This is a genomic window from Amycolatopsis azurea DSM 43854, assembly GCF_001995215.1.
In the GTDB taxonomy this organism is placed as follows: Bacteria; Actinomycetota; Actinomycetes; order Mycobacteriales; family Pseudonocardiaceae; genus Amycolatopsis; species Amycolatopsis azurea.
Genome location: NZ_MUXN01000011.1, coordinates 245,239 through 262,883, shown reverse-complemented (window position 1 = coordinate 262,883; position 17,645 = coordinate 245,239). Strand labels below are relative to the sequence as shown.

The following is a 17,645-nucleotide window of genomic DNA, read 5'->3' as shown; positions in this document are numbered from 1 at the left end:
GACACGACTACCGCGGGCGGCCGGGTATTCCCGTGACGAGCGCGCCGAGCAACGTCGACGCCGCGTCGAGATCGGGCGTCCGGGAGGCGAGGACGTCCGAATACAGGAACGCCTCCCCCAACCGGACGATCGCGTAACAGAGACTGTCCAGACCGACCGCGGGCACGAAACCGCCGTCGTCGACGTCGCGGCGCAGCAGCTCGACATGCGCCGCGATCACCCTCGGCTGGACGCGGCCGTCCGGATCGGTGAGCAGCCGGATCGCCAGCACCGGCTCGTCGTCGAGGAAACGGCGGAACCCGGCGCTCGCGGCGAGCACCGACCGGTACTCGCGCATGATCGCGAGACAGCGCAGTTCGCCCGCCGCGTTGCGCACCGCGTCGCCCTCTTCGCGCTCCCAGCTGCGTTTCGCGGCCGCCAGGGTGCGCTCGGACAGGTAGTGGAGAGCGTCGCCGAGCAGGTCTTCCCGGTTCCCGACGCGGCGGAACAACGTGCTGCGCGAGATGCCCATGTCCTGTGCGAAGGCGGAGGTGTCGACGCGGACACCCCGCTCGATCCACCGCGCCGCACTGCGGATCATGTCCTCGACTGAGGGGTTCACGACCGCAGATCGTACGAGTACGGGAAAGCCCCCTCGCACGCGCCAGGGGGCCTCCGCCTAAGTCAGAACCGACGATCAGGCGGGCAGCACGCGGCCCCGCACCTCACCGAACCCGATCCGCGCGCCGTTCGCGCCGGGCGCGGTCCCGGTGATCACGACCTCGTCGCCGTCCAGCAGGAAGCTGCGCTCCTCCCCCTTGACCGTGAGCGGTTCCCTTCCACCCCAGGACAATTCGAGGAACGCGCCACGCTGGTTCTTCTCCGGTCCGGAGATCGTGCCGGAGCCGTAGAGATCCCCCGTGCGCGACGACGCGCCGTTGACCGTCAGGTGCGCGAGCATCTGGGCAGGCGACCAGTACATCTCGCGGAAAGGCGGGCGGCTGACCTCCTCGCCGTTCCATTCGACGACCAGATCGATGTCGAGCCCCCACGGCGAGCTTTCGCGCAGGTACGGCAGCGGCTGCGGATCGATCTGCCCAGGCAGCGGGATCCGCGCGGCCTCCAGCGCCAGGATCGGGACCACCCAAGGGGAGATCGAGGTCGCGAAGCTCTTGCCGAGGTGCGGGCCCAGCGGGACGTACTCCCACGCCTGGATGTCGCGGGCCGACCAGTCGTTGAGCAGGACCGCGCCGAAAACGTGGCGGGGGAAGGCATCCGGGGTGATCGGGGTGTTCAGCGGGGTTCCGGCACCGACGATGAACCCCATCTCGGCCTCGATGTCCAGCCGCGCACTGGGCCCGAACACCGGCGCCGCGTCGGCCGGGGCCTTGCGCTGGCCACTCGGGCGCACGATGTCCGTACCGGAGACCAGGACCGTGCCGGACCGGCCGTGGTAGCCGACCGGGAGGTGCTTCCAGTTGGGCAGCAACGGTTCCGCGTCCGGACGGAAAAGCCTGCCGACGTTCGACGCGTGGTGCTCGGAAGCGTAGAAGTCGACGTAGTCCGCGACCTCGATCGGCAGCCGCAGGGTCACCCGTCCGACGGGGTGGACCGCGCCGTTGGGGACCTCACCGGTGACCAGGTCGCGGATCCGCGCCCGGACCTCCACCCAGCGGTCGTATCCCTGCGCCATGAACGGGTTCAGCGACGGCGCGGCGAAGACGTCGTCGCCGAGCGCCGCGGCCAGGTCGAGGACGGAATCCCCGACCCGCACGCCGACACGCGGGGAACCGCCGTCGACGGAGAACACGCCGTACGGCAGGTTTTCGAGCCCGAACAACGAGCCTGCGGGGATGTCGATCGTGGTCATGCCTCTCCTCGGGGCGCCTCGAGCAGGCCGAGTCCGGCCAGTTCGGTCAGGGGGTCGGTGATGCTGCAGGTGCCGAACGACGTGAAGCCCGCGCGGGCCGCGACGGCGCGCTCCGGCTCCAGCCCGCGCAGTCGTCCGGCGACGACGGCACCGTCCCGTTCGGCGAGCGCGGCTTCCGCGTCGCCACCGGTGAGGACGGCGTCGGTGGCGAGCATCAGGTTCAGGAAGCCGTGCTGTTCGAAGCCGGTCTCCGGGTCGGTGTTGCGGAGCGCGTGGTGCAGCCCGGCGGTGGCCTTGAACGGAACACCCGCTTCGACGGCCGCCCGCACCGCGGCCGCGAGTTCGGCTTCGTCCGGGTACAGGTCCGCCCGGACGCCACCGGTGCGGAACTTCGCGCGGTGGCCGGTGCCGGACAGGGCGGTCAGCAGCGGGACGCGCCGGTCGTCGCGCGGGATCTCGACGAAAACCGGTGCGGTGACCGCGGAAATCGCGGCGAGCAGCTCGTCCGGCCCTATCCCGTCCGGGACCGCGATCTCGAGCGCGTCGAGTTTCACCGGCAGCCCGGCGACGGCTTCGAGCACGCCGTCGAGCTGAGCGGGTCCACCGGGCAGGGTCACCGCGACCGGCAGCGGGACTTCCCGGTCGCCGAGCACCCCGGCGAGTTCGCCGAGCGCGGTGGCGGCGACCACCAGCGGTCCGACGAGGCCCGCGTACCAGGCGGAGACGTGGTCGTCGTGCGCCACGACGGCGTCCGGCAGCGGGGCCAGCCCCGGTGGGAACACCGCGGCGTCGTCGCACAGCCCGGCGAAGAGCGCGGGAATCCGTCCGCCGTCCACCATGGTCTCCTCCTCGCCGATTTAGTTCACACTTTGACTACCCATCGGGCAGCGTAGTCCGGTCTTCCGGGCGACGGGAAGGGCTACTTTCGGCTCCGGGTGCCGAACTCGGCGCGGCTCGTGATCAGCTTGCCCAGCAGCATCACGAGGATGCGCTGTTCGGTCTCGGTCAGCGCGTTCGTCCAGCCGAATTCGCGTTCGTTGTGCTCGCGGAAGACCGAGACCATCTCCTCGTGCCCCGCCTCGGTCAGTGACAGCTGCACCGAACGGCCGTCCCGCTCGTCCGGCACCCGGTGCAGCATCCCGTCCGCGACCAGCGTCTTGACCAGGTTCGACACCGCCGCCCGGCTCATCCCGGTCAGCCGGGCCGCGCTCGTCGGCTCGAGCGGACCGGCGAGCCAGACCACGAACAGCAGCCGGAACGCCGACCACGACCGGCCACGCGGCCGGTGCACCGCGGCTTCGAGGTCGTAGGTCACCAGGTCCGAGGCGCGATTGAGGGTCAGCAGCACCTCGGTCGCCAGCTGGTGCCGGAAGCCGTACTCCTGCGCGAGCCGCCGGTTCGCCAGCGCCACGAACGACCAGAAGTCCCGCCCGGCCGCGTCCACGTCCTCCATCGCCGAACACTAACCCGGCATCTCGAAAATGGTCAAAGTCTGAACTATCTCGGGGAAGGGTGCGGTGCCAGCTCGGCCACGCGCGTGTCGTCCATTCAGTCACGCGTGTCGTCCGTTGGATCACGTGTGTCGTCCACCGACATCCTGGACATTCCTCCAGGCCGAGTCCACGATGATGGACACTCCTCCATGGCGAGCGGCCAGTCATCACCGGTTTGCTGAAGGCATGAGCAGAACGGAAGTACCACCGGGGACCGCGAAAGCCGTCCGGGTGGCGGCCGGCGACCTGGTCCGGGTGATCGACGTCGAAGGCGGCCAGGTCGGCGACGTGTTCGCGTTCACCGGCAGCGGGACGGAACTCGCCGAGCACCACAGCGCCGCGCACACCCGCGCCGCGAACGACAGGCTGTTCCCCGCCGTCGGCGAGTCCTTCGTGACCGACCGGCGCCGTCCGATCCTGACCCTGGTCGAGGACACCTCCCCCGGCGAGCACGACATGCTCATCCCGGCCTGCGACCCGGCCCGGTACGAAGCGCTGGGCGCCCCGGATCACCGGTCCTGCGCCACGAACCTGCGCGAGGCGCTGGGCGAGGCCGGGCTGAGCTTCACGGGACCGGCCCCGCAGCCGATCAACGTCTTCATGCGCATCCCGGTCGGCGAGGACGGCCGGCTGAGCTGGCTGACCGCGTCCTCGCGCCCCGGCGACGCGGTGACCCTGCGCGCCGAACTGGACTGCGTCGTCGTGGTCTCAGCCTGCCCGCAGGATCTCGTGTCCATCAGCGACGCCGGGCTCTCCCCGCTCGCCATCGAAACCATCCACAATGGAGGATCACGATCATGACCACCACCGTCGGCCACGCCCACCCCGCGCTGGCCCCGACCACGCTCGGCGGTCTCGCGCTGCGCAACCGTTACGCCGTCGCCCCCATGACCCGGGTCTCGGCCGCCCCCGACGGCACGCCGACCGGCGAAATGGCCGACTACTACGCCGAATTCGCCCGCGGCGGGTTCGGGCTCGTCATCAGCGAGGGCACCTACCCCGACACGGCGGCCAGCCAGGGGTACCTCAACCAGCCGGGCCTCGCGCGGGACGAGCACGTCGCGGGCTGGCGCGTGGTCACCGCCGGAGTGCGCGCGGCGGGCGGCCGGATGATCGCGCAGCTCATGCACGCCGGGGCGATCTCCCAAGGGAATCCGCACCAGGGCCACACCGTCGGCCCTTCGGCCGTCCAGCCGCGCGGGGAGATGATGCCCGCGTACGGCGGTTCCGGGCCGTGGTCCGTACCCCGGGAACTGACCGTCGCCGAGATCGACGGCATCGTCGACGGTTTCGCCGCGGCGGCCCGGCGTGCCCGTGAGGCCGGGTTCGACGGCGTCGAAGTGCACGCGGCCAACGGGTATCTGCTCGACCAGTTCCTCACCGACTACACCAACCGGCGCACCGACTCCTACGGCGGACCGGTCGACGGCCGGATCCGGCTGACCGCCCGCGTCGTGACCGCCGTCGCCGAGGCCGTGCCGGAGCTGGTGACCGGAGTGCGGCTGTCGCAGACGAAGGTCAACGACTTCACCTATCGCTGGCCCGGTGGCCGCGACGACGCCGAGGTGATCTTCGCCGCGGTCGCCGAGGCTGGGGCGGACTACCTCCACATCGCCAGCGAGGGGCGGAACTGGCTCGAGACGGCGAAACTCGCCGACGGCGGCACCATCACCGCCCTCGCCCGGCAGGTCACCGGCCTCCCGGTGATCGCCAACGGCGGCATGCACGACCTCGCCCAGGCGCGGGAGGTGCTCGCCGGGGAGCACGCCGACGTGCTTTCGATCGGGCACGGCGCGCTGGCCAACCCGGATCTGCCCGCCCGCGTCGCCGCGGCGGAACCCCTGGCCGAGTTCGACCGCGCGATGGTCTCCCCGACGGTCACGGTGGCGAACACGCGCCGCTGGCGGGAGAGTCGGCAAGCGTGACCGAATCAAGCTGGCACGGCGGCGCGGCCGCGGTGGCGACCCTGACCTTCGACGTGGACGCGGAATCCCCGATCCTCGCGCACGGAAGGGGTTACGCCGACCACCTGTCGACCATGTCCCATCAGGCGTACGGGCCGAAGGTCGGGGTGCCGCGCATCCTCGGCCTGCTCGACGAACTGGCCGTGCCCGCGACGTTCTTCGTGCCGGGCTGGGTCGCCGAACAGCGGCCCGGCCTGGCCGCCGCGATCGTGGAACGGGGGCACGAGGTGGCCCACCACTCCTACAGCCACCGGCCGCCGACCACGATGACCGCCGCCGAGCAGCGAGCCGATTTCGAACGGGGCATGGCGGTCTTCGCGAGCCAGGGCATCGAGATCAGCGGGCATCGCGCGGCGGGCTGGGAGTCCACTTGGGACACTCCGGCGCTGGTGGCGGAACACGGGCTGAGCTACGACTCGTCGCTGATGGCCGACGACCGGCCCTACCTGATCGAGACCGGGGCGGGGCGGATCGCCGAACTTCCGGTGCACTGGTCGCTCGACGACTGGGAGCAGTACGCGTTCCTGCCCTCGCCACAGATCGGATCGGTGATCACCTCGCCGGTCCGGGTGCTGGAGATGTGGCGCGCGGAGCTGGACGCGATGCGCCGGTATCGCTGCCTGTTCAACCTGTGCCTGCACCCGTTCCTGTCGGGCAGGCCGGGACGGCTGGAGGCGGTGCGCGCGCTCGTCGAGTTCGGGCTGGGCCTCGGCGACGTCCGGTTCGCCCGGTGCCGGGACGTGGCGGCCGCGGCACTGGCCGACCCCGCCCTGCCCGCGGAACCGTTGCGGCGTCTCGAAGTCGACCCGGCGGTCTATCCGGACTGAGCGGCTTCCAGTGCCAGGAAGAGGTCGACCCGGTCGGCGGTGCGGCCGACGTCGCGGCCGGTCAGCTCGGTGACCTTGGCCAGCCGGTTGCGCAAGGTGTTGACGTGCACGAACAGGGCCGCGGCGGTGGCCGCCCACTGACCGTCGTGGTCGAGGAACGCCCGCAGGGTCGTCTCCAGGTCGCCGTCGCGGACGCGGTCGTGCTCGCGCAGCGGGCCGAGCAGGACGTCGGCGAACGTGTGCCGCCACTGCTCGTCGTGCGACTCCAGCAGGAGCCGGTAGCTGCCCAGCTCGGCGAAACTCGCCGCCACCGGCCCGCCCCGCCTGCCGCGGAGCACGCGGCAGGCTTCGCGGCTGCGCGACAACGGCTCGCGCAGTCCGGCGGCGCCGGGTACGGGATCGGCCAGCCCGACGACCACGCGCCCGCCGGAGAACCGGTGCGACACGGCCGCCGCCAGCCGGGGCGCGAACGCGGCGGGCGACTGCCTCCCCGAACGGAAGGGCAGCACCGCCACGACGTCCCGGCTGCCCGCCGCCACGACCGCGGGCAACCCGTCCGCCAGCAGGAAATCCGTGACGGCCTCCGCCATCCCCGGCAGGGTCGCGGTGGCGTCGTCACCGGCGAACGCCAGCGCGATCACGGCCAGCGGCCCGTCCGGGTCGACCCCGAACGCGCGCAGCCTGCCGGGCACCTCCGCGACGCGCTGCGCGCCGGAGAGCACCATGTCCAGCAGTTCGACGGCGAACCGCATCTCGATGGCCTGCACCGCCTGATGCCGGGCCACTTCGAGGCTGAGGTAGCGGGCGGTCTGCTCCAGCGCGTCCCGCTCGTCCCGGGTCAGTTCGGCGACGGGACGCAGGCACAGCAGCGCGGCGTCCGCGTCGCCGATCGCGCCGACCGGGTACAGCGCCGCCCGCGTCCCCGCACCGAGATCCGCCTCCAGCGGCGGCGGACGCCGGGTCAGGGCCTCCGCCGCGGCGCGCGTCTGCCCGGCGTCCAGCCCGGCGCCGGCGGACGCCAGCTCCCGGCCCATCCGGTCCACGACCGCGAGCGGCAGCTCGTGCTCACGGCGCAGGACCTCCAGCACCCCGGAAGCGCCCGCACCTTTCGAAAGCGCCGAGGTCAGCTCGTCTCCCCGGCGCACCAACGACATCAGCGCGTTCTGCCGGTCGGCGGCCTGGATGGCCGCCGCCGCACGGGTGACCGCCGTGAACGGCACCGCCACCGAGATCTCCAGCAGCGGCACCCCGGCTTCGCGGCACGCCTCGGCGAGCGCCGGAGGTGTGTCACGTTGTTCCACGCGCAGCCCGAAGATGATCCCGGCGGCTCCCGCGCGGACCACTCGTGCGACGAAGTCCGCGGGCCCGGTGCGGTCGAGCCACAGGCCGTTGGTCAGCACGACCTCGTGCTCCCGCACGTACGGCCCGGGGTCGGGCAGCTCGGTGTTGTGCACCCACAGCACCTGTCCGGCCAGCGCTCCGTCGCGGCCGGGGACGACCACCCGCAGTTCGAGATCCGGGTCCGCGACCAGCGCCGCCAAGGTCAGCATGACTGTGAATATATCCAGCCACCGACGGCCTTTATGGACGATCGGCCATTTCATCGGTTTTTCATGCTGCCTGGTTAGCGTCCCCTCGAAGACACTTCGGGATTCGAGGAGAACCACCGTGACGGCAGTTTCGCGCACGATCGCCGGGCGCTACACCCTGCTCGAGAAGCTGGGTGGCGACGGGACGGCCGTGCTGTGGCGCGGCGAGGACGGGCAGGAAGGCCGTCAGGTCGCGATCAGGGAACTGCCGTTGCCCGCGCACGAACCCGCCCTCGCGGAGCGGCTTCAGCGTGAAGCCCAGGTCGTGGTGGACCACCCGTCGGTGGTGCCCGTCCACGATGTCGTGATCGCGGACGGCACGGCGTTCCTCGTGATGGACCTGGTGGACGCGCGCACCTTGGAGGACCTGGCGTCCGCCGGGCCGCTCCCGCCGCGGCTGGTGGCCGAAATCGGCAGGCAGGTGCTCGGCGCGCTCGCCGCCGCCCACGCGGCGGGCGTCGTGCACGGGGACGTGCGCCCCGCGAACATCCTGGTGTCCGACGACGGCACGGCGCGGCTGACCGGCTTCGGGATCGCCCAGGCCCTCGACCCGACGGGTTCCCCTGCTTTCCTTGCCCCGGAAAGGATCGCGGGGCACGAAGGCACTCCCCACTCCGATCTCTGGTCGCTCGGCGTGACCCTGCTCAGCGCGGCCGAGGGCGCGACCTTCTTCCAGCGGGCGAACGTCGCGGCCACGCTGTACGCCGTCGTCAACGAGCAGCCGCCCTTCACCCGGACATCCGGGCCGCTCGCCGACGTCCTCCGCGGCCTGCTGGCGAAGGCGCCGAGTGCGCGGATGCTGCCGGATCACGCGATTCCGATGCTGGCGCTGGCCGCGAACGGCGCCGAAGCCCCGGTGCCGATCCTGCCCGCGCCGCCGCGTCCCGGAGTGAGCGCGCCGTCGGTGTTCGCGATCCTGGCGGGGGTGGCGGGGATGGTGCTCGGATTCGCGCTGCTCACGAACGCGATGGTGATGCACCAGGCGTACTACTTCTTCGACTTCTCGGATTTGTCGATCATGGTGGGAGACCTCGGTTTGATCCTCGCCGGAGTGGCCGCGGTCGCGGGTGGCGCGAGCCTGCTCGCCAGGGTCCAGGCAGGACAGATCATGCTCAGCGTCTCCGGGCTGCTGACACTGATCTCGTTCGGTCTGCTGACCGTCATCGGTGAAGACCGGATCCACCTCGGCCTCGCGATTCAGCCGGGTTTCACCATCGATCTCCTGCTCCTCCTCTTCGCCGCCGCCCTGACGATCGCCGTCTGGTTCGTCCCGGCCAGGCGCACTGCTGTGGGCTGATCCGCTCACAGCAGAGAAACCGGCGAAGAGCCGCACCCCGGCGGCATCGTCGGGGCATGACCGACAACGAGAAACAGCCACTCTTCGACCAACGGCTACGGGAACGGTTCTTCAGCCAGCGTGTGCTGGTCCTCGACGGCGCGCTCGACGACGACAACGGGACGGTGCTCACCACCCAGCTGCTGTCACTGGCGAGCGAGGACCCCCGCAAGGACATCGCGTTGTGGATCCACTCGCCGGGCGGTTCGGTCCCTTCGATGCTGGCCATCCGCGACGTGATGCGGCTCGTGCCGTGCGACGTCGCCACACTCGCGCTGGGACTGGCGTGCAGCGCCGGGCAGTTCCTGCTTTCCGCGGGCACGCCGGGCAAACGGTTCGCCCTGCCGCACGCGCGGATCCTGATGCACCAGGGGTCGGCGGGCATCGGCGGCTCGGCCGTCGAGGTGGAGGTGCAGGCGGACGACCTGCGCTACACGCGGGACACGGTGCTCGGCCTGATCGCCGACGACACCGGGCAGCCCATCGACCGGATCTTCGCCGATTCCCTCCACGATCGCTGGTTCACCACCGGGCAGGCGCGGGAATACGGCTTCATCGACCACATCGTCGAAAGCCTCGACCAGGTCGTCCCCGTCCGCACCCACAGACTCGGCCTCGGCTCGGAAAGGGGTGCCGGCGCATGAGCACCTACACCATCCCCAACGTCATCTCCCGCAGTCCCGCGGGCGAGCGGATCATGGACGTCTACTCGCATCTGCTGTCGGAGCGGATCATCTACCTCGGCACCGCGATCGACTCCGGCGTGGCGAACGCGCTGATCACCCAGCTGCTCTACCTGGAGGCGGACAACCCGGAGCAGGAGATCAACCTCTACATCAACACCGAGGGCGGCGACCCGTCGGCGATGCTCGCGCTGTACGACACGATGCGCTTCATCAAGGCGCCGGTGGCGACGACCTGCGTCGGCCAGGCCGTCGCGGCGGGCGCGATCCTGCTGGCCGCGGGCGAGGCCGGGCACCGGTTCGTGCTGCCCCACACCCGCGTGGTGCTGCACCAGCCCGCGGCGCAGGGCCGCGGCACCATTCCGGACCTCATCCTCCAGGCCGACGAGGTCGTGCGGGTGCGGACGCAACTCGAGGAGATCCTGTCGTCCCACACCGGCCGTGCCGTCGCGGATCTGCGGGAGGACACCGACCGGGACCGTGTGTTCGACGCGGCGGGCGCCGTCGCCTACGGGCTCGCGGACCGGGTGCTCGACATCCGGAACTAGGCGGCCATGAGCAGAGGTCCGGATGGGCGGCGGCCGACCGCGAGGCCCGTGCTGCCGCCCCGCCGGACCGTGCCCGCGATACCGAAGAGGAGGTCCGCCAGGTCTATCCCGAGCGCGCCGGTCACCGCGGCGATCATCTCGCTGGACGGCTCCTTGCGGCCGCGCTCGATCTCCGAGAGGTACTGCGGCGAGATCCCGGCGCGTTCCGCGACGTCGACGAGACGGCCACCCTGGCCCTCCCGCGCGGCGCGCAGGCTCTGGCCCAGCACGTCACGCCACAGCGGTTCGGGTTCGCGATCCGCTGTGGAGACTCGCTTCTGGTGGAAAGGGAGGATGTCCGCCATACGCTCATCGTGACATCGGGCCGGGGCCCGCGTGCTCCGTTCCGCTCAAGGCGAAACCCGGAACGCGCGCCGGTACGCGCCCGGTGTCGTCCCGACCTGATCGCGGAAGCGTCGGCGGAGGTTGACGGCCGAGGTGAGGCCGACGCGGGTCGCGATCACCTCCACCGGCAGTCCGGTCTCCTCCAGCAGGGTGCGTGCCTCGGTCACCCGGCGGGTCAGCAGCCACGCCCCCGGCGTGGTGCCGAGCCGTTCGGCGAAGCGCCGGGCCAGCGTGCGTGGTGAGACGTTGAGGTGCGCGGCCAGGTCGCCTACCGACAACGGGGTCCCGAGCCGTCCGCCGGCCCAGGCGAGGAGGCCGTCCAGTTCGTCGTCGGGCGGCGGGACCGGGACGAACTGTGCCTGGCCGCCGTCGCGATGCGGCGGCATCACCATGTGCCGGGCGACGAGGGCGGCGTGCGCGGCCCCGTGGTCGCGCCGGACGAGGTGCAGGCAGAGGTCGATCCCCGCGCCCGCCCCGGCGCTCGTGGCGACGTCGCCGTGGTCGACGTAGAGCACGTCCGGTTCGACGTCTATCAGGGGAATTCCTCTTGCAGTTGGGCGGCACGCGCCCAGTGCGTGGTCGCCGACCTGCCATCGAGCAGCCCGGTGCGGGCCAGCGCGAAAACGCCGGAACAGATCGTGACGAGGCGCGCTCCCCTGGCGTGCGCGCGGAGAAGCGCCCGGCGGACGGCAGGCGACAACGGCGCGTCCACCGGCGACCAGCCCGGGATGAGCACGGTGTCCGCGTCCGCGAGCGCGGAAAGGCCTCGTGTCACGGACATCGCGTATCCGGCGGTGGTCGGGACCGGGCCGGGTTTCTCCGTGCAGACGTCGAATTCGTAGTACCGCGGCACCCCGGCCCGCTCCGTGCCGAAGACCTCGGCGGCTATACCGAGTTCGAACGTCGACTGCACCGGCCGCACGAGGGCCGTCACGCGATGCATGGCAAGAAAGTACCCCATGATGTCTTCCTGGACACTGTCCGGCGACCCGATGATCACGGCAGCATGAACTCATGCACCCCGAGATCCTCGCCCAAGAGGGCTACACTTCCGTGTCCGTCAAGGAATCCCCCGTCCGCGAGCTCTTCCCCGGCATCCGGCTTCGTCCACTGTGGACAGGCACGGACGGCGCGCACGCGAACGTGCTGGAGATGGATCCCGGCACCTCGTGGCCGCGCCGCGACGTCCACGAACCGGGTTCCGAGGAGGTGTTCGTCGTCTCCGGCACGTTCAACGACGGCGCGCGCGACTATCCGGCGGGGACCTTCCTGCACGCCCCGGCCGGTTCGTGGCACGTGCCCGCGTCGGCGACCGGATGCACGCTCTTCGTCTTCTACCCCGAGGGCTGATCCGGGGTCACTCGACGACCGACAATCCGCTCTCCGCCGCGAGGATCCCCGCGATCGAAACGGCTTGTTCGGCGGTGATCTTCGCGCCGCGAAGAGTGAGCAGGCCCCGGACGCCGGACAACCGGGAACCGCGCAGATCGCAGCCCGCCGCGCCGGTCGCCGCGAATTCCGTTTCGGTGAAGTCGCAGTCCACAAAGGTCAGTCGCGACAGATCGCCGGAGAACACCGTCTCGCGGAACGAACATCCGGAGAACACGGCCGCACCCTTCACCCGCTCGACGGTCAGCGAGGCATAGTCGAACCGTGCGTTCTCGACGTACAGGTCGGAGGCGGACGCGATCGACACCCCCAGCCCGATCGCGCGACAGCGAAGGACTTCGACGCGTCGTGCCGAGAGTTCGCGGATGGCCGCGTTGGAGAGGTCGACGCCTTCGAGGACGACGTCGGACAGCGTCAGCCTGTCGAGCCGGGCGTTGGCCAGGCTCACTTCCGAGACCAGGGAACGCGCGATCTCGCCGCCGCCGCGGACCCCGTCCTGATCGCCGCCTTCTAGTTGGACCGCGTCGAAATCGAAGTCGCCGTCGAACACGGCCGGTTCGACGGCGAGGTCCTCCCGCTCGACCGAAGGGCGGCGCACCTTGACGCCGTCGAAATCGCGGAACTCCATGATCCGGACGGTACCGCAGGGCCCGCATCGGTCCGGGTGGTCGTGAGTGGTAAATGACGTTCTAACGTCATTTACCACTCACGACCACCCGGCGCCGCGGTCACGAACACTTCCGGTCAACCGGTCCGCCCGGCACCACGCTGGTAGATTCCGGTATCGGGGTTGAGCCGCCAGCCCTTGTTGGCAGCCCCCTGAGCAGGAGCATTGATGACGACCGATGTCGCGCGGCCCCTCCACCGCTCTTCCGGAGACGGGTGGACGCTGGAGACCTACGACTCCGACGAGGTCACCGTGTACGCGATGACCGGCGAGTTCGATTTCGCCGTGTCCGCCAAGCTCCGTCAACTGCTCGAAGAGCATCCGCCGTCGTCCGGGCTGGCCGTCGCGGACATGACCGAGGTCCGGTTCTGCGATTCGAGCTGCTTGCAGGTCCTCCTCCGCCTCGCGCAGCGCCTGCGCGAGAGTGACGGCCGGTTCGCCATCGCCACCTCGGTCCACGCCGTCGTCCGGCCGGTCACCCTGCTGCGCCTCGAGGACCTCATGCCGGTCCATCCGACCGTCGAAGCCGCGCGCACCGAACTGGCCCGGCGCTCATGACCTCTTCCGACGCCACGGTCCGGCAGGACACCCGGATCAGCGAATTCGGCATGGCCGATGGCCTCAACGGCCTCGCCGAGGTGCGCGCCTGGACGCGGACCACGCTGAGCGGGCTGCCCGCCGACACGATCGCGGACGTCGTGATGGTCGTGGACGAACTCAGCTCGAACGCGCTCCGGCACGCGCGGGCCCCGTACCTGGTCCGGTTGCGGCGTTCCGGGGACAGCCTCCGCGTCGAGGTCGAGGACGGGGCGTCCGCCACACCGGCCCGGCCGGGTCCGCCGACCGGCACCGGCGGCCACGGGCTCACGCTCGTCGCCCTGTCCACCACGGCGTGGGGCCAGACGGCCCGCCCGGACGGCAAGACGGTGTGGGCGGAGTTCGAGCTCGGGACCGCCGATGACTGAGCCGGTGATCGCCGCTCCGGCCTCGACCGGGCGAAGCTGGGAGACGGCGCCCTCACCCGCCCTGGTCGTCGACATCGACGGCGTCGTGCGTGACCTCAACGACGCCGCCCGCGCGATGTTCCCCGAGGTCCGGCCCGGCCTGCCACTGCGGCACGGGACGCCCGCTTGGCTGGCGGAGGCCCGCACGGACGGGATCGTCCGCGGTGTCGTCGGCGACCGTGCCTGGGCCGCGTCCCCGGTACCGCACGACGGCGTCGTCACCTGGTGGCTGGCCGACGAGAGCGACGCCGAAGCCGCGCACGAACTGCTGCGGCGGGAACGGCGGCGCGTCGCGTTCCTCACCGATGCCTCGGCGGCGCTGCTGAGCTCGCTCAACGTCGAACGCTGCATCGAAGTCGCCGCGCGGCTGGCGGCCGAGCACCTGGCCGGGGCAGCGGTGGTGCTGGCCCCGCCGGTCCAGGGCGGTCATCCGGCGGCATCGTGCGTCCGCGGTGAGGCCGTGACCCTGTCCAGGCTGAAGATCGACCCCGCCGACCTCCCGGGCCTGGACGAGGCACTGCGCGGTTTCCCGCCGGTTCCGTCGCGCTGGCTCGACCCCGGCACCGCGCCGTCGTGGATCCTGCCCGCCGGCTTCGGCCCGGCGACGTCGATCGTCGTGACGCCCCTGCCGGGACACGGTGTGCCCGCCGGGGCGCTGATCCTGCTGCGCACCGGCGACCAGGCCGCGTTCACCGAGCAGGAAGAGATCTTCGCGCGGCTGTTCGCGGCCCGCGCGGGCGCCGCGATCTCGGCGGCGCGGATGTTCGCCCACCAGGCGTCGACGAGCGAGACGCTCATGCGCGAGCTGCTCCCGCCGCGGCTGGAGCAGCTCGGTGGCGTCGAGTTCGCCGGGCGCTACCGGCCCGCGCAGGACGAGGACCGGATCGGCGGCGACTTCTACGACGTCCATTCCGCCGTCGACACCGCCGGGGGCGAGTCGCTGGCCGTCCTCGGCGACGTCTGCGGGAAGGGGCTCGACGCCGCCGTCCTGACCGGGAAGATCCGGACGACACTGCGCGCGCTGCTGCCGATGGCCGAAGACCACCATCGGCTGCTCAGCCTGCTGAACACGTCGCTGGTGAGCCGCGACGACGGCCGGTTCGTCACGCTCGCGCTGGCGTCGGCCCGCCGGGACGGCGACGCGGTGCGGCTGCGCGTCACCTGCGCCGGGCATCCGCCGCCGCTGGTCGTCCGCTCCGACGGCATCGTCGAAGAGGTCGACACCGGCGGCAACCTGATCGGCGTGCTCCCCGAGATCCGGACGTCGACGGAGGAGGTCCTCCTCGCGCCCGGCGAGAGCTGCCTGATGTACACGGACGGCATCGTGGAAGCCAAGGGCGGCCCGCTCGGCGACGAGATGTTCGGTGAGGAACGGCTGCACACGGCCCTGTCCGAATGCGCGGACCTGGCGGCCGACGCGGTCGCCGAACACGTGCAGATGCTGGCCGCGCAGTGGGTCGGCCCGCGGCCGCACGACGACATGGCGGTGCTGGTGATCACCGCGCCGCGGAGCCCGCGGAGGCCTGGGACCCCGTGACCTCCGAGTACTTCGAGCAGCTGTGGCAGGCGGTGACCGCCGGGGACGAGTACGCCGCCGGAGACGTCGTGGTCTCGGCGCTCGGCGCGGGTATCGACGCGGAGAGCGTGCTGCTGGACGTGATCGGCGGCGTGCAGCACAAGGTCGGCCTGGAATGGGCGGCGAACCGGATCACCGTGGCGCAGGAACACGCCGCGACCGCGATCAACGACCGGGTGCTCGCCGCTCTCGGCTACGTGCTCCCCCGGCCGCGAGCGAACCGAAGCCGCGTCGCGGTGGCGTGCGTCGACGGCGAATGGCACGCCATGCCCGCCCGGCTGCTGGCCGAAGTGCTGAAGTTACGCGGCTTCCGCGTCGACTACCTCGGTGCGCAGGTGCCCGCGCCGCATCTGGTCGCGCATCTGCACCGCACCGGGCCTGACACGGTGGCGCTGTCGGCGTCGCTGGCCACTCGCCTGCCCGCCGCGCACGCGACGATCACGGCCTGCCAGGCGGCCGCGACCCCGGTCATCGCGGGCGGCGCGGCGTTCGGGCCGGACGGCCGGTACGCGCGGCTGCTCGGGGCGGACGCCTGGGCGCCGGAGGCACGGGCGGCGGCGGATTTCCTGACCTCTCCCCTGCCCCGTCCCCGGGCCGGGCATCAGCCCCTCGACGACCTCCCGCATCTGGCCGACCAGGAGTACACCCTCGTTTCCCGGACTTCGAGCCGGCTGGTGAAGAACGTCATGGCGGGCCTGGAAGACCGCGTCCCGTCGATGCGCGAGTACACCCTCCGCCAGCGTCAGCACGCCGCGGAGGACATCGCCCACATCGTCGAATACCTGGCGGTTTCGCTGTACGTCAGCGACGAGGAACTGTTCACCGGCTTCCTGACCTGGACCGCGGAGATCCTGACGGCTCGTCAGGTTCCGGCCGGTTCGCTGCTGCCGGCGCTGGACCTCCTGCGCGGGCAGCTGCGCGACTTCCCGCGTTCGCAGGCGATGCTCGACACCGCGTACACCCGGTTGAGCGACACTCTCACGCAGTAGAAAAGGGGCCCGCCCGAAGGCGAGCCCCTTTTCATCGCGAGGTCAGTCCCGGACACCCTTCACGGCGTCCTTGATCTTCTCGCCCGCCTGCTTGACGTTGGCCTTGCCCTGCTCGGCCTTGCCTTCGGCCTGCCACTGCTCGTTGTCCGTGGCGTTGCCGACGGCTTCCTTGGCCTTGCCCTTGAGTTCGTCGAGCTTGTTCTCGGTTTTGTCGTTCATCAGGGCCTCCATTCCTTGTCCGCTGCCCTCCGGTTACCCGGCGCGGCGCCCCGGAAACGGCGGATCCGCTGTGTCACCCGACACGTTTGAACCGGTCAGGTCGAGTTCCGCCCACACGGTCTTGCCGTCCTCGCGGAGATCCTGGCCCCACGCCGCGGCGCAGGCGTCGATGAGGGAAAGGCCCCGGCCGCCGGTCTCCGAGGGCGGGCGCGGGGTCGCGGGCGTCCTGCCGGCGTCGTCGACCTCGATGCGCAGGCGGCCGGGCCGCCGCAGCAGGCGCACCTGCCGGGCCCGCTCACCGTGCCGCAGGGCGTTGGACACCAGTTCGTCCAGTACCAGGATCACGTCCGTGAGACCCGCTTCGGTGACGTCGCCCAGTTCCGCTCGCGCCCAGGCGCGGACCCGGGCCAGTTCGCCCAGGTCGCCGCCCACGTCCAAGGCCAGGACGTCGACCTCGCGGCCGGCGGGCGCGGCCTGATCGGTGGACACGGGGACCTCCAGGTACTCGACGGCCCGTCGAGGGCTCGCGTGGCTCTAGTACCCCGAATGCCCCGGACTTTAACGAGCAACCTGTCACCGCTCGCCACCGGTATGACCACAGGGGTAGACCGTTTCCGCGACGACGACCTCGCAGGCCGGGCAGTTGGTCACCGGCCGCTCACGGCGGCCCCAGAACGGATGGGTGGCCCCGCAGAGCGCGGTGACCGGGTCACCGAGGCCGGGGTCCGGGTTGCAGACGGGGCAGTAGGCGTGTGCCGCCCGCTCGATTTCGGCTGTCATCGTTCGCCTCCGCGTGTAGGCCGTTATACATGCTTTCGACCCTGTTCAGCGTACGGCGTCACTTGTTCCGCGTTTTCCGGTTTGCCCGCCCCCGAATCCGCTCGCCACCGAGACCGCCACTTGAAGTAATTCGCATCACCGCATATTTCGATCGATTGACAGAATCGATTAATCGGGTTTCTCACGCAATTACCTCGCCATTACCACTACATTTACTTGCTGGTCTTTTCGAGTGATCAATACTCATGATCACCTTCGAGGAAAGACAGGTGGCACGCGGTGCCGCTAGCATTGCGAACGTTCCCGGACAGACTAGGCACGCCCTGTTCGCGCTGTCTGCCTCATTCA

General features: G+C 71.0%; 21 protein-coding genes and 1 pseudogene. 11 read left to right on the top strand and 11 right to left on the bottom strand.

The window, feature by feature from the left end:
- Positions 1-7: 7 nt before the first annotated feature.
- From B0293_RS15865 to B0293_RS15850, 4 genes are all read right to left on the bottom strand, one after another.
- Entirely contained in the window at positions 8-601 is a 594-nt protein-coding gene (locus B0293_RS15865) for a QsdR family transcriptional regulator (protein ID WP_005159566.1), read from the bottom strand.
- 75 nt (positions 602-676) lie between these two features.
- On the bottom strand, positions 677-1,849 hold the full coding sequence (fahA, locus tag B0293_RS15860) for a fumarylacetoacetase (protein ID WP_005159567.1): 1,173 nt from the start codon (positions 1,847-1,849) through the stop codon (positions 677-679).
- Positions 1,846-2,688, bottom strand: a complete 843-nt coding sequence (locus B0293_RS15855) for a hypothetical protein (RefSeq protein ID WP_039918629.1) — start codon at positions 2,686-2,688, stop codon at positions 1,846-1,848. Before B0293_RS15855 ends, fahA begins: the two co-directional genes overlap by 4 nt.
- An 80-nt stretch (positions 2,689-2,768) precedes the next feature.
- Positions 2,769-3,302, bottom strand: a complete 534-nt coding sequence (locus tag B0293_RS15850; protein WP_039918632.1) for a MarR family winged helix-turn-helix transcriptional regulator — start codon at positions 3,300-3,302, stop codon at positions 2,769-2,771.
- A gap of 226 nt (positions 3,303-3,528) precedes the next feature.
- Here B0293_RS15850 and B0293_RS15845 point away from each other — a divergent pair, with 226 nt between their 5' ends.
- The 3 genes from B0293_RS15845 to B0293_RS15835 are packed head-to-tail and all read left to right on the top strand — an operon-like array spanning position 3,529 to position 6,133.
- On the top strand, positions 3,529-4,143 hold the full coding sequence (locus B0293_RS15845; protein WP_005159581.1) for a DUF1989 domain-containing protein: 615 nt from the start codon (positions 3,529-3,531) through the stop codon (positions 4,141-4,143).
- On the top strand, positions 4,140-5,267 hold the full coding sequence (locus B0293_RS15840) for an oxidoreductase (protein WP_005159583.1): 1,128 nt from the start codon (positions 4,140-4,142) through the stop codon (positions 5,265-5,267). The genes B0293_RS15845 and B0293_RS15840 overlap by 4 nt, the downstream gene beginning before the upstream one ends.
- Entirely contained in the window at positions 5,264-6,133 is an 870-nt protein-coding gene (locus B0293_RS15835) for a polysaccharide deacetylase family protein (protein ID WP_005159585.1), read from the top strand. Before B0293_RS15840 ends, B0293_RS15835 begins: the two co-directional genes overlap by 4 nt.
- Here B0293_RS15835 and B0293_RS15830 read toward each other — a convergent pair.
- A complete protein-coding gene (locus tag B0293_RS15830; RefSeq protein WP_005159588.1) occupies positions 6,121-7,683 on the bottom strand; it encodes a PucR family transcriptional regulator in 1,563 nt (520 codons plus the stop codon). The genes B0293_RS15835 and B0293_RS15830 overlap by 13 nt on opposite strands.
- A gap of 118 nt (positions 7,684-7,801) precedes the next feature.
- Here B0293_RS15830 and B0293_RS15825 point away from each other — a divergent pair, with 118 nt between their 5' ends.
- From B0293_RS15825 to B0293_RS15815, 3 genes are read left to right on the top strand one after another with little or no spacing between them, the layout of a single operon-like run.
- Positions 7,802-9,019 (top strand): serine/threonine-protein kinase, encoded by a 1,218-nt coding sequence (locus B0293_RS15825; RefSeq protein WP_005159590.1) that lies wholly within the window; start codon positions 7,802-7,804, stop codon positions 9,017-9,019.
- Between the two features lie 56 nt (positions 9,020-9,075).
- Positions 9,076-9,702: a ClpP family protease gene (locus B0293_RS15820; protein WP_005159593.1), complete on the top strand. Its 627-nt coding sequence runs from the start codon at positions 9,076-9,078 to the stop codon at positions 9,700-9,702.
- Positions 9,699-10,289, top strand: coding sequence for a ClpP family protease (locus B0293_RS15815; protein WP_039918635.1), 591 nt, complete (start codon positions 9,699-9,701; stop codon positions 10,287-10,289). Before B0293_RS15820 ends, B0293_RS15815 begins: the two co-directional genes overlap by 4 nt.
- Here B0293_RS15815 and B0293_RS15810 read toward each other — a convergent pair.
- Positions 10,286-10,633 (bottom strand): helix-turn-helix domain-containing protein, encoded by a 348-nt coding sequence (locus B0293_RS15810; RefSeq protein ID WP_005159600.1) that lies wholly within the window; start codon positions 10,631-10,633, stop codon positions 10,286-10,288. The two genes, B0293_RS15815 and B0293_RS15810, sit on opposite strands and share 4 nt — an antisense overlap.
- 45 nt (positions 10,634-10,678) lie before the next feature.
- A pseudogene (locus B0293_RS15805) lies at positions 10,679-11,616 on the bottom strand (GlxA family transcriptional regulator).
- 71 nt (positions 11,617-11,687) lie between these two features.
- Between B0293_RS15805 and B0293_RS15800 the strand changes: the two are divergent.
- Entirely contained in the window at positions 11,688-12,023 is a 336-nt protein-coding gene (locus B0293_RS15800) for a cupin domain-containing protein (protein ID WP_005159608.1), read from the top strand.
- Positions 12,024-12,030: 7 nt separating this feature from the next.
- On the opposite strand, the gene B0293_RS15795 is transcribed toward B0293_RS15800, so the two are convergent.
- Entirely contained in the window at positions 12,031-12,690 is a 660-nt protein-coding gene (locus B0293_RS15795) for a pentapeptide repeat-containing protein (protein ID WP_005159610.1), read from the bottom strand.
- 207 nt (positions 12,691-12,897) lie between these two features.
- On the opposite strand from B0293_RS15795, the gene B0293_RS15790 reads away from it, so the two are divergent.
- The 4 genes from B0293_RS15790 to B0293_RS15775 are packed head-to-tail and all read left to right on the top strand — an operon-like array spanning position 12,898 to position 16,298.
- Positions 12,898-13,287: an STAS domain-containing protein gene (locus B0293_RS15790; protein ID WP_005159613.1), complete on the top strand. Its 390-nt coding sequence runs from the start codon at positions 12,898-12,900 to the stop codon at positions 13,285-13,287.
- Complete coding sequence (locus B0293_RS15785) at positions 13,284-13,694, top strand: ATP-binding protein (protein ID WP_005159616.1); 411 nt, start codon at positions 13,284-13,286, stop codon at positions 13,692-13,694. The genes B0293_RS15790 and B0293_RS15785 overlap by 4 nt, the downstream gene beginning before the upstream one ends.
- The gene (locus tag B0293_RS15780) at positions 13,687-15,270 is read left to right on the top strand and encodes a PP2C family protein-serine/threonine phosphatase (protein ID WP_039918637.1); all 1,584 of its coding nucleotides are present in this window, start codon (positions 13,687-13,689) and stop codon (positions 15,268-15,270) included. The genes B0293_RS15785 and B0293_RS15780 overlap by 8 nt, the downstream gene beginning before the upstream one ends.
- Positions 15,267-16,298 carry a cobalamin B12-binding domain-containing protein gene (locus B0293_RS15775; RefSeq protein WP_005159620.1) on the top strand — a complete coding sequence of 344 codons (1,032 nt, stop codon included), beginning with the start codon at positions 15,267-15,269 and terminating at the stop codon, positions 16,296-16,298. The genes B0293_RS15780 and B0293_RS15775 overlap by 4 nt, the downstream gene beginning before the upstream one ends.
- 42 nt (positions 16,299-16,340) lie before the next feature.
- On the opposite strand, the gene B0293_RS15770 is transcribed toward B0293_RS15775, so the two are convergent.
- The 3 genes from B0293_RS15770 to B0293_RS15760 all read right to left on the bottom strand — a co-directional run bounded on the left by B0293_RS15770 (position 16,341) and on the right by B0293_RS15760 (position 17,297).
- Entirely contained in the window at positions 16,341-16,517 is a 177-nt protein-coding gene (locus B0293_RS15770) for a CsbD family protein (RefSeq protein WP_005159623.1), read from the bottom strand.
- Positions 16,518-16,550: 33 nt separating this feature from the next.
- Positions 16,551-17,006 carry an ATP-binding protein gene (locus B0293_RS15765; protein ID WP_005159626.1) on the bottom strand — a complete coding sequence of 152 codons (456 nt, stop codon included), beginning with the start codon at positions 17,004-17,006 and terminating at the stop codon, positions 16,551-16,553.
- Between the two features lie 84 nt (positions 17,007-17,090).
- The gene (locus B0293_RS15760) at positions 17,091-17,297 is read right to left on the bottom strand and encodes a hypothetical protein (protein WP_005159629.1); all 207 of its coding nucleotides are present in this window, start codon (positions 17,295-17,297) and stop codon (positions 17,091-17,093) included.
- Positions 17,298-17,645: the final 348 nt, after the last annotated feature.

Excerpts from the sequence above, each read along its gene's own strand:
- B0293_RS15800 (WP_005159608.1), top strand. The coding sequence starts at position 11,688 with ATGCACCCCGAGATCCTCGCCCAAGAGGGCTACACTTCCGTGTCCGTC.
- B0293_RS15760 (WP_005159629.1), bottom strand. The coding sequence starts at position 17,297 with ATGACAGCCGAAATCGAGCGGGCGGCACACGCCTACTGCCCCGTCTGC.
- B0293_RS15845 (WP_005159581.1), top strand. The coding sequence starts at position 3,529 with ATGAGCAGAACGGAAGTACCACCGGGGACCGCGAAAGCCGTCCGGGTG.
- B0293_RS15850 (WP_039918632.1), bottom strand. The coding sequence starts at position 3,302 with ATGGAGGACGTGGACGCGGCCGGGCGGGACTTCTGGTCGTTCGTGGCG.
- B0293_RS15790 (WP_005159613.1), top strand. The coding sequence starts at position 12,898 with ATGACGACCGATGTCGCGCGGCCCCTCCACCGCTCTTCCGGAGACGGG.
- B0293_RS15795 (WP_005159610.1), bottom strand. The coding sequence starts at position 12,690 with ATGGAGTTCCGCGATTTCGACGGCGTCAAGGTGCGCCGCCCTTCGGTC.
- fahA (WP_005159567.1), bottom strand. The coding sequence starts at position 1,849 with ATGACCACGATCGACATCCCCGCAGGCTCGTTGTTCGGGCTCGAAAAC.
- B0293_RS15770 (WP_005159623.1), bottom strand. The coding sequence starts at position 16,517 with ATGAACGACAAAACCGAGAACAAGCTCGACGAACTCAAGGGCAAGGCC.
- B0293_RS15820 (WP_005159593.1), top strand. The coding sequence starts at position 9,076 with ATGACCGACAACGAGAAACAGCCACTCTTCGACCAACGGCTACGGGAA.
- B0293_RS15815 (WP_039918635.1), top strand. The coding sequence starts at position 9,699 with ATGAGCACCTACACCATCCCCAACGTCATCTCCCGCAGTCCCGCGGGC.
- B0293_RS15785 (WP_005159616.1), top strand. The coding sequence starts at position 13,284 with ATGACCTCTTCCGACGCCACGGTCCGGCAGGACACCCGGATCAGCGAA.
- B0293_RS15855 (WP_039918629.1), bottom strand. The coding sequence starts at position 2,688 with ATGGTGGACGGCGGACGGATTCCCGCGCTCTTCGCCGGGCTGTGCGAC.
- B0293_RS15810 (WP_005159600.1), bottom strand. The coding sequence starts at position 10,633 with ATGGCGGACATCCTCCCTTTCCACCAGAAGCGAGTCTCCACAGCGGAT.
- B0293_RS15780 (WP_039918637.1), top strand. The coding sequence starts at position 13,687 with ATGACTGAGCCGGTGATCGCCGCTCCGGCCTCGACCGGGCGAAGCTGG.
- B0293_RS15840 (WP_005159583.1), top strand. The coding sequence starts at position 4,140 with ATGACCACCACCGTCGGCCACGCCCACCCCGCGCTGGCCCCGACCACG.
- B0293_RS15830 (WP_005159588.1), bottom strand. The coding sequence starts at position 7,683 with ATGCTGACCTTGGCGGCGCTGGTCGCGGACCCGGATCTCGAACTGCGG.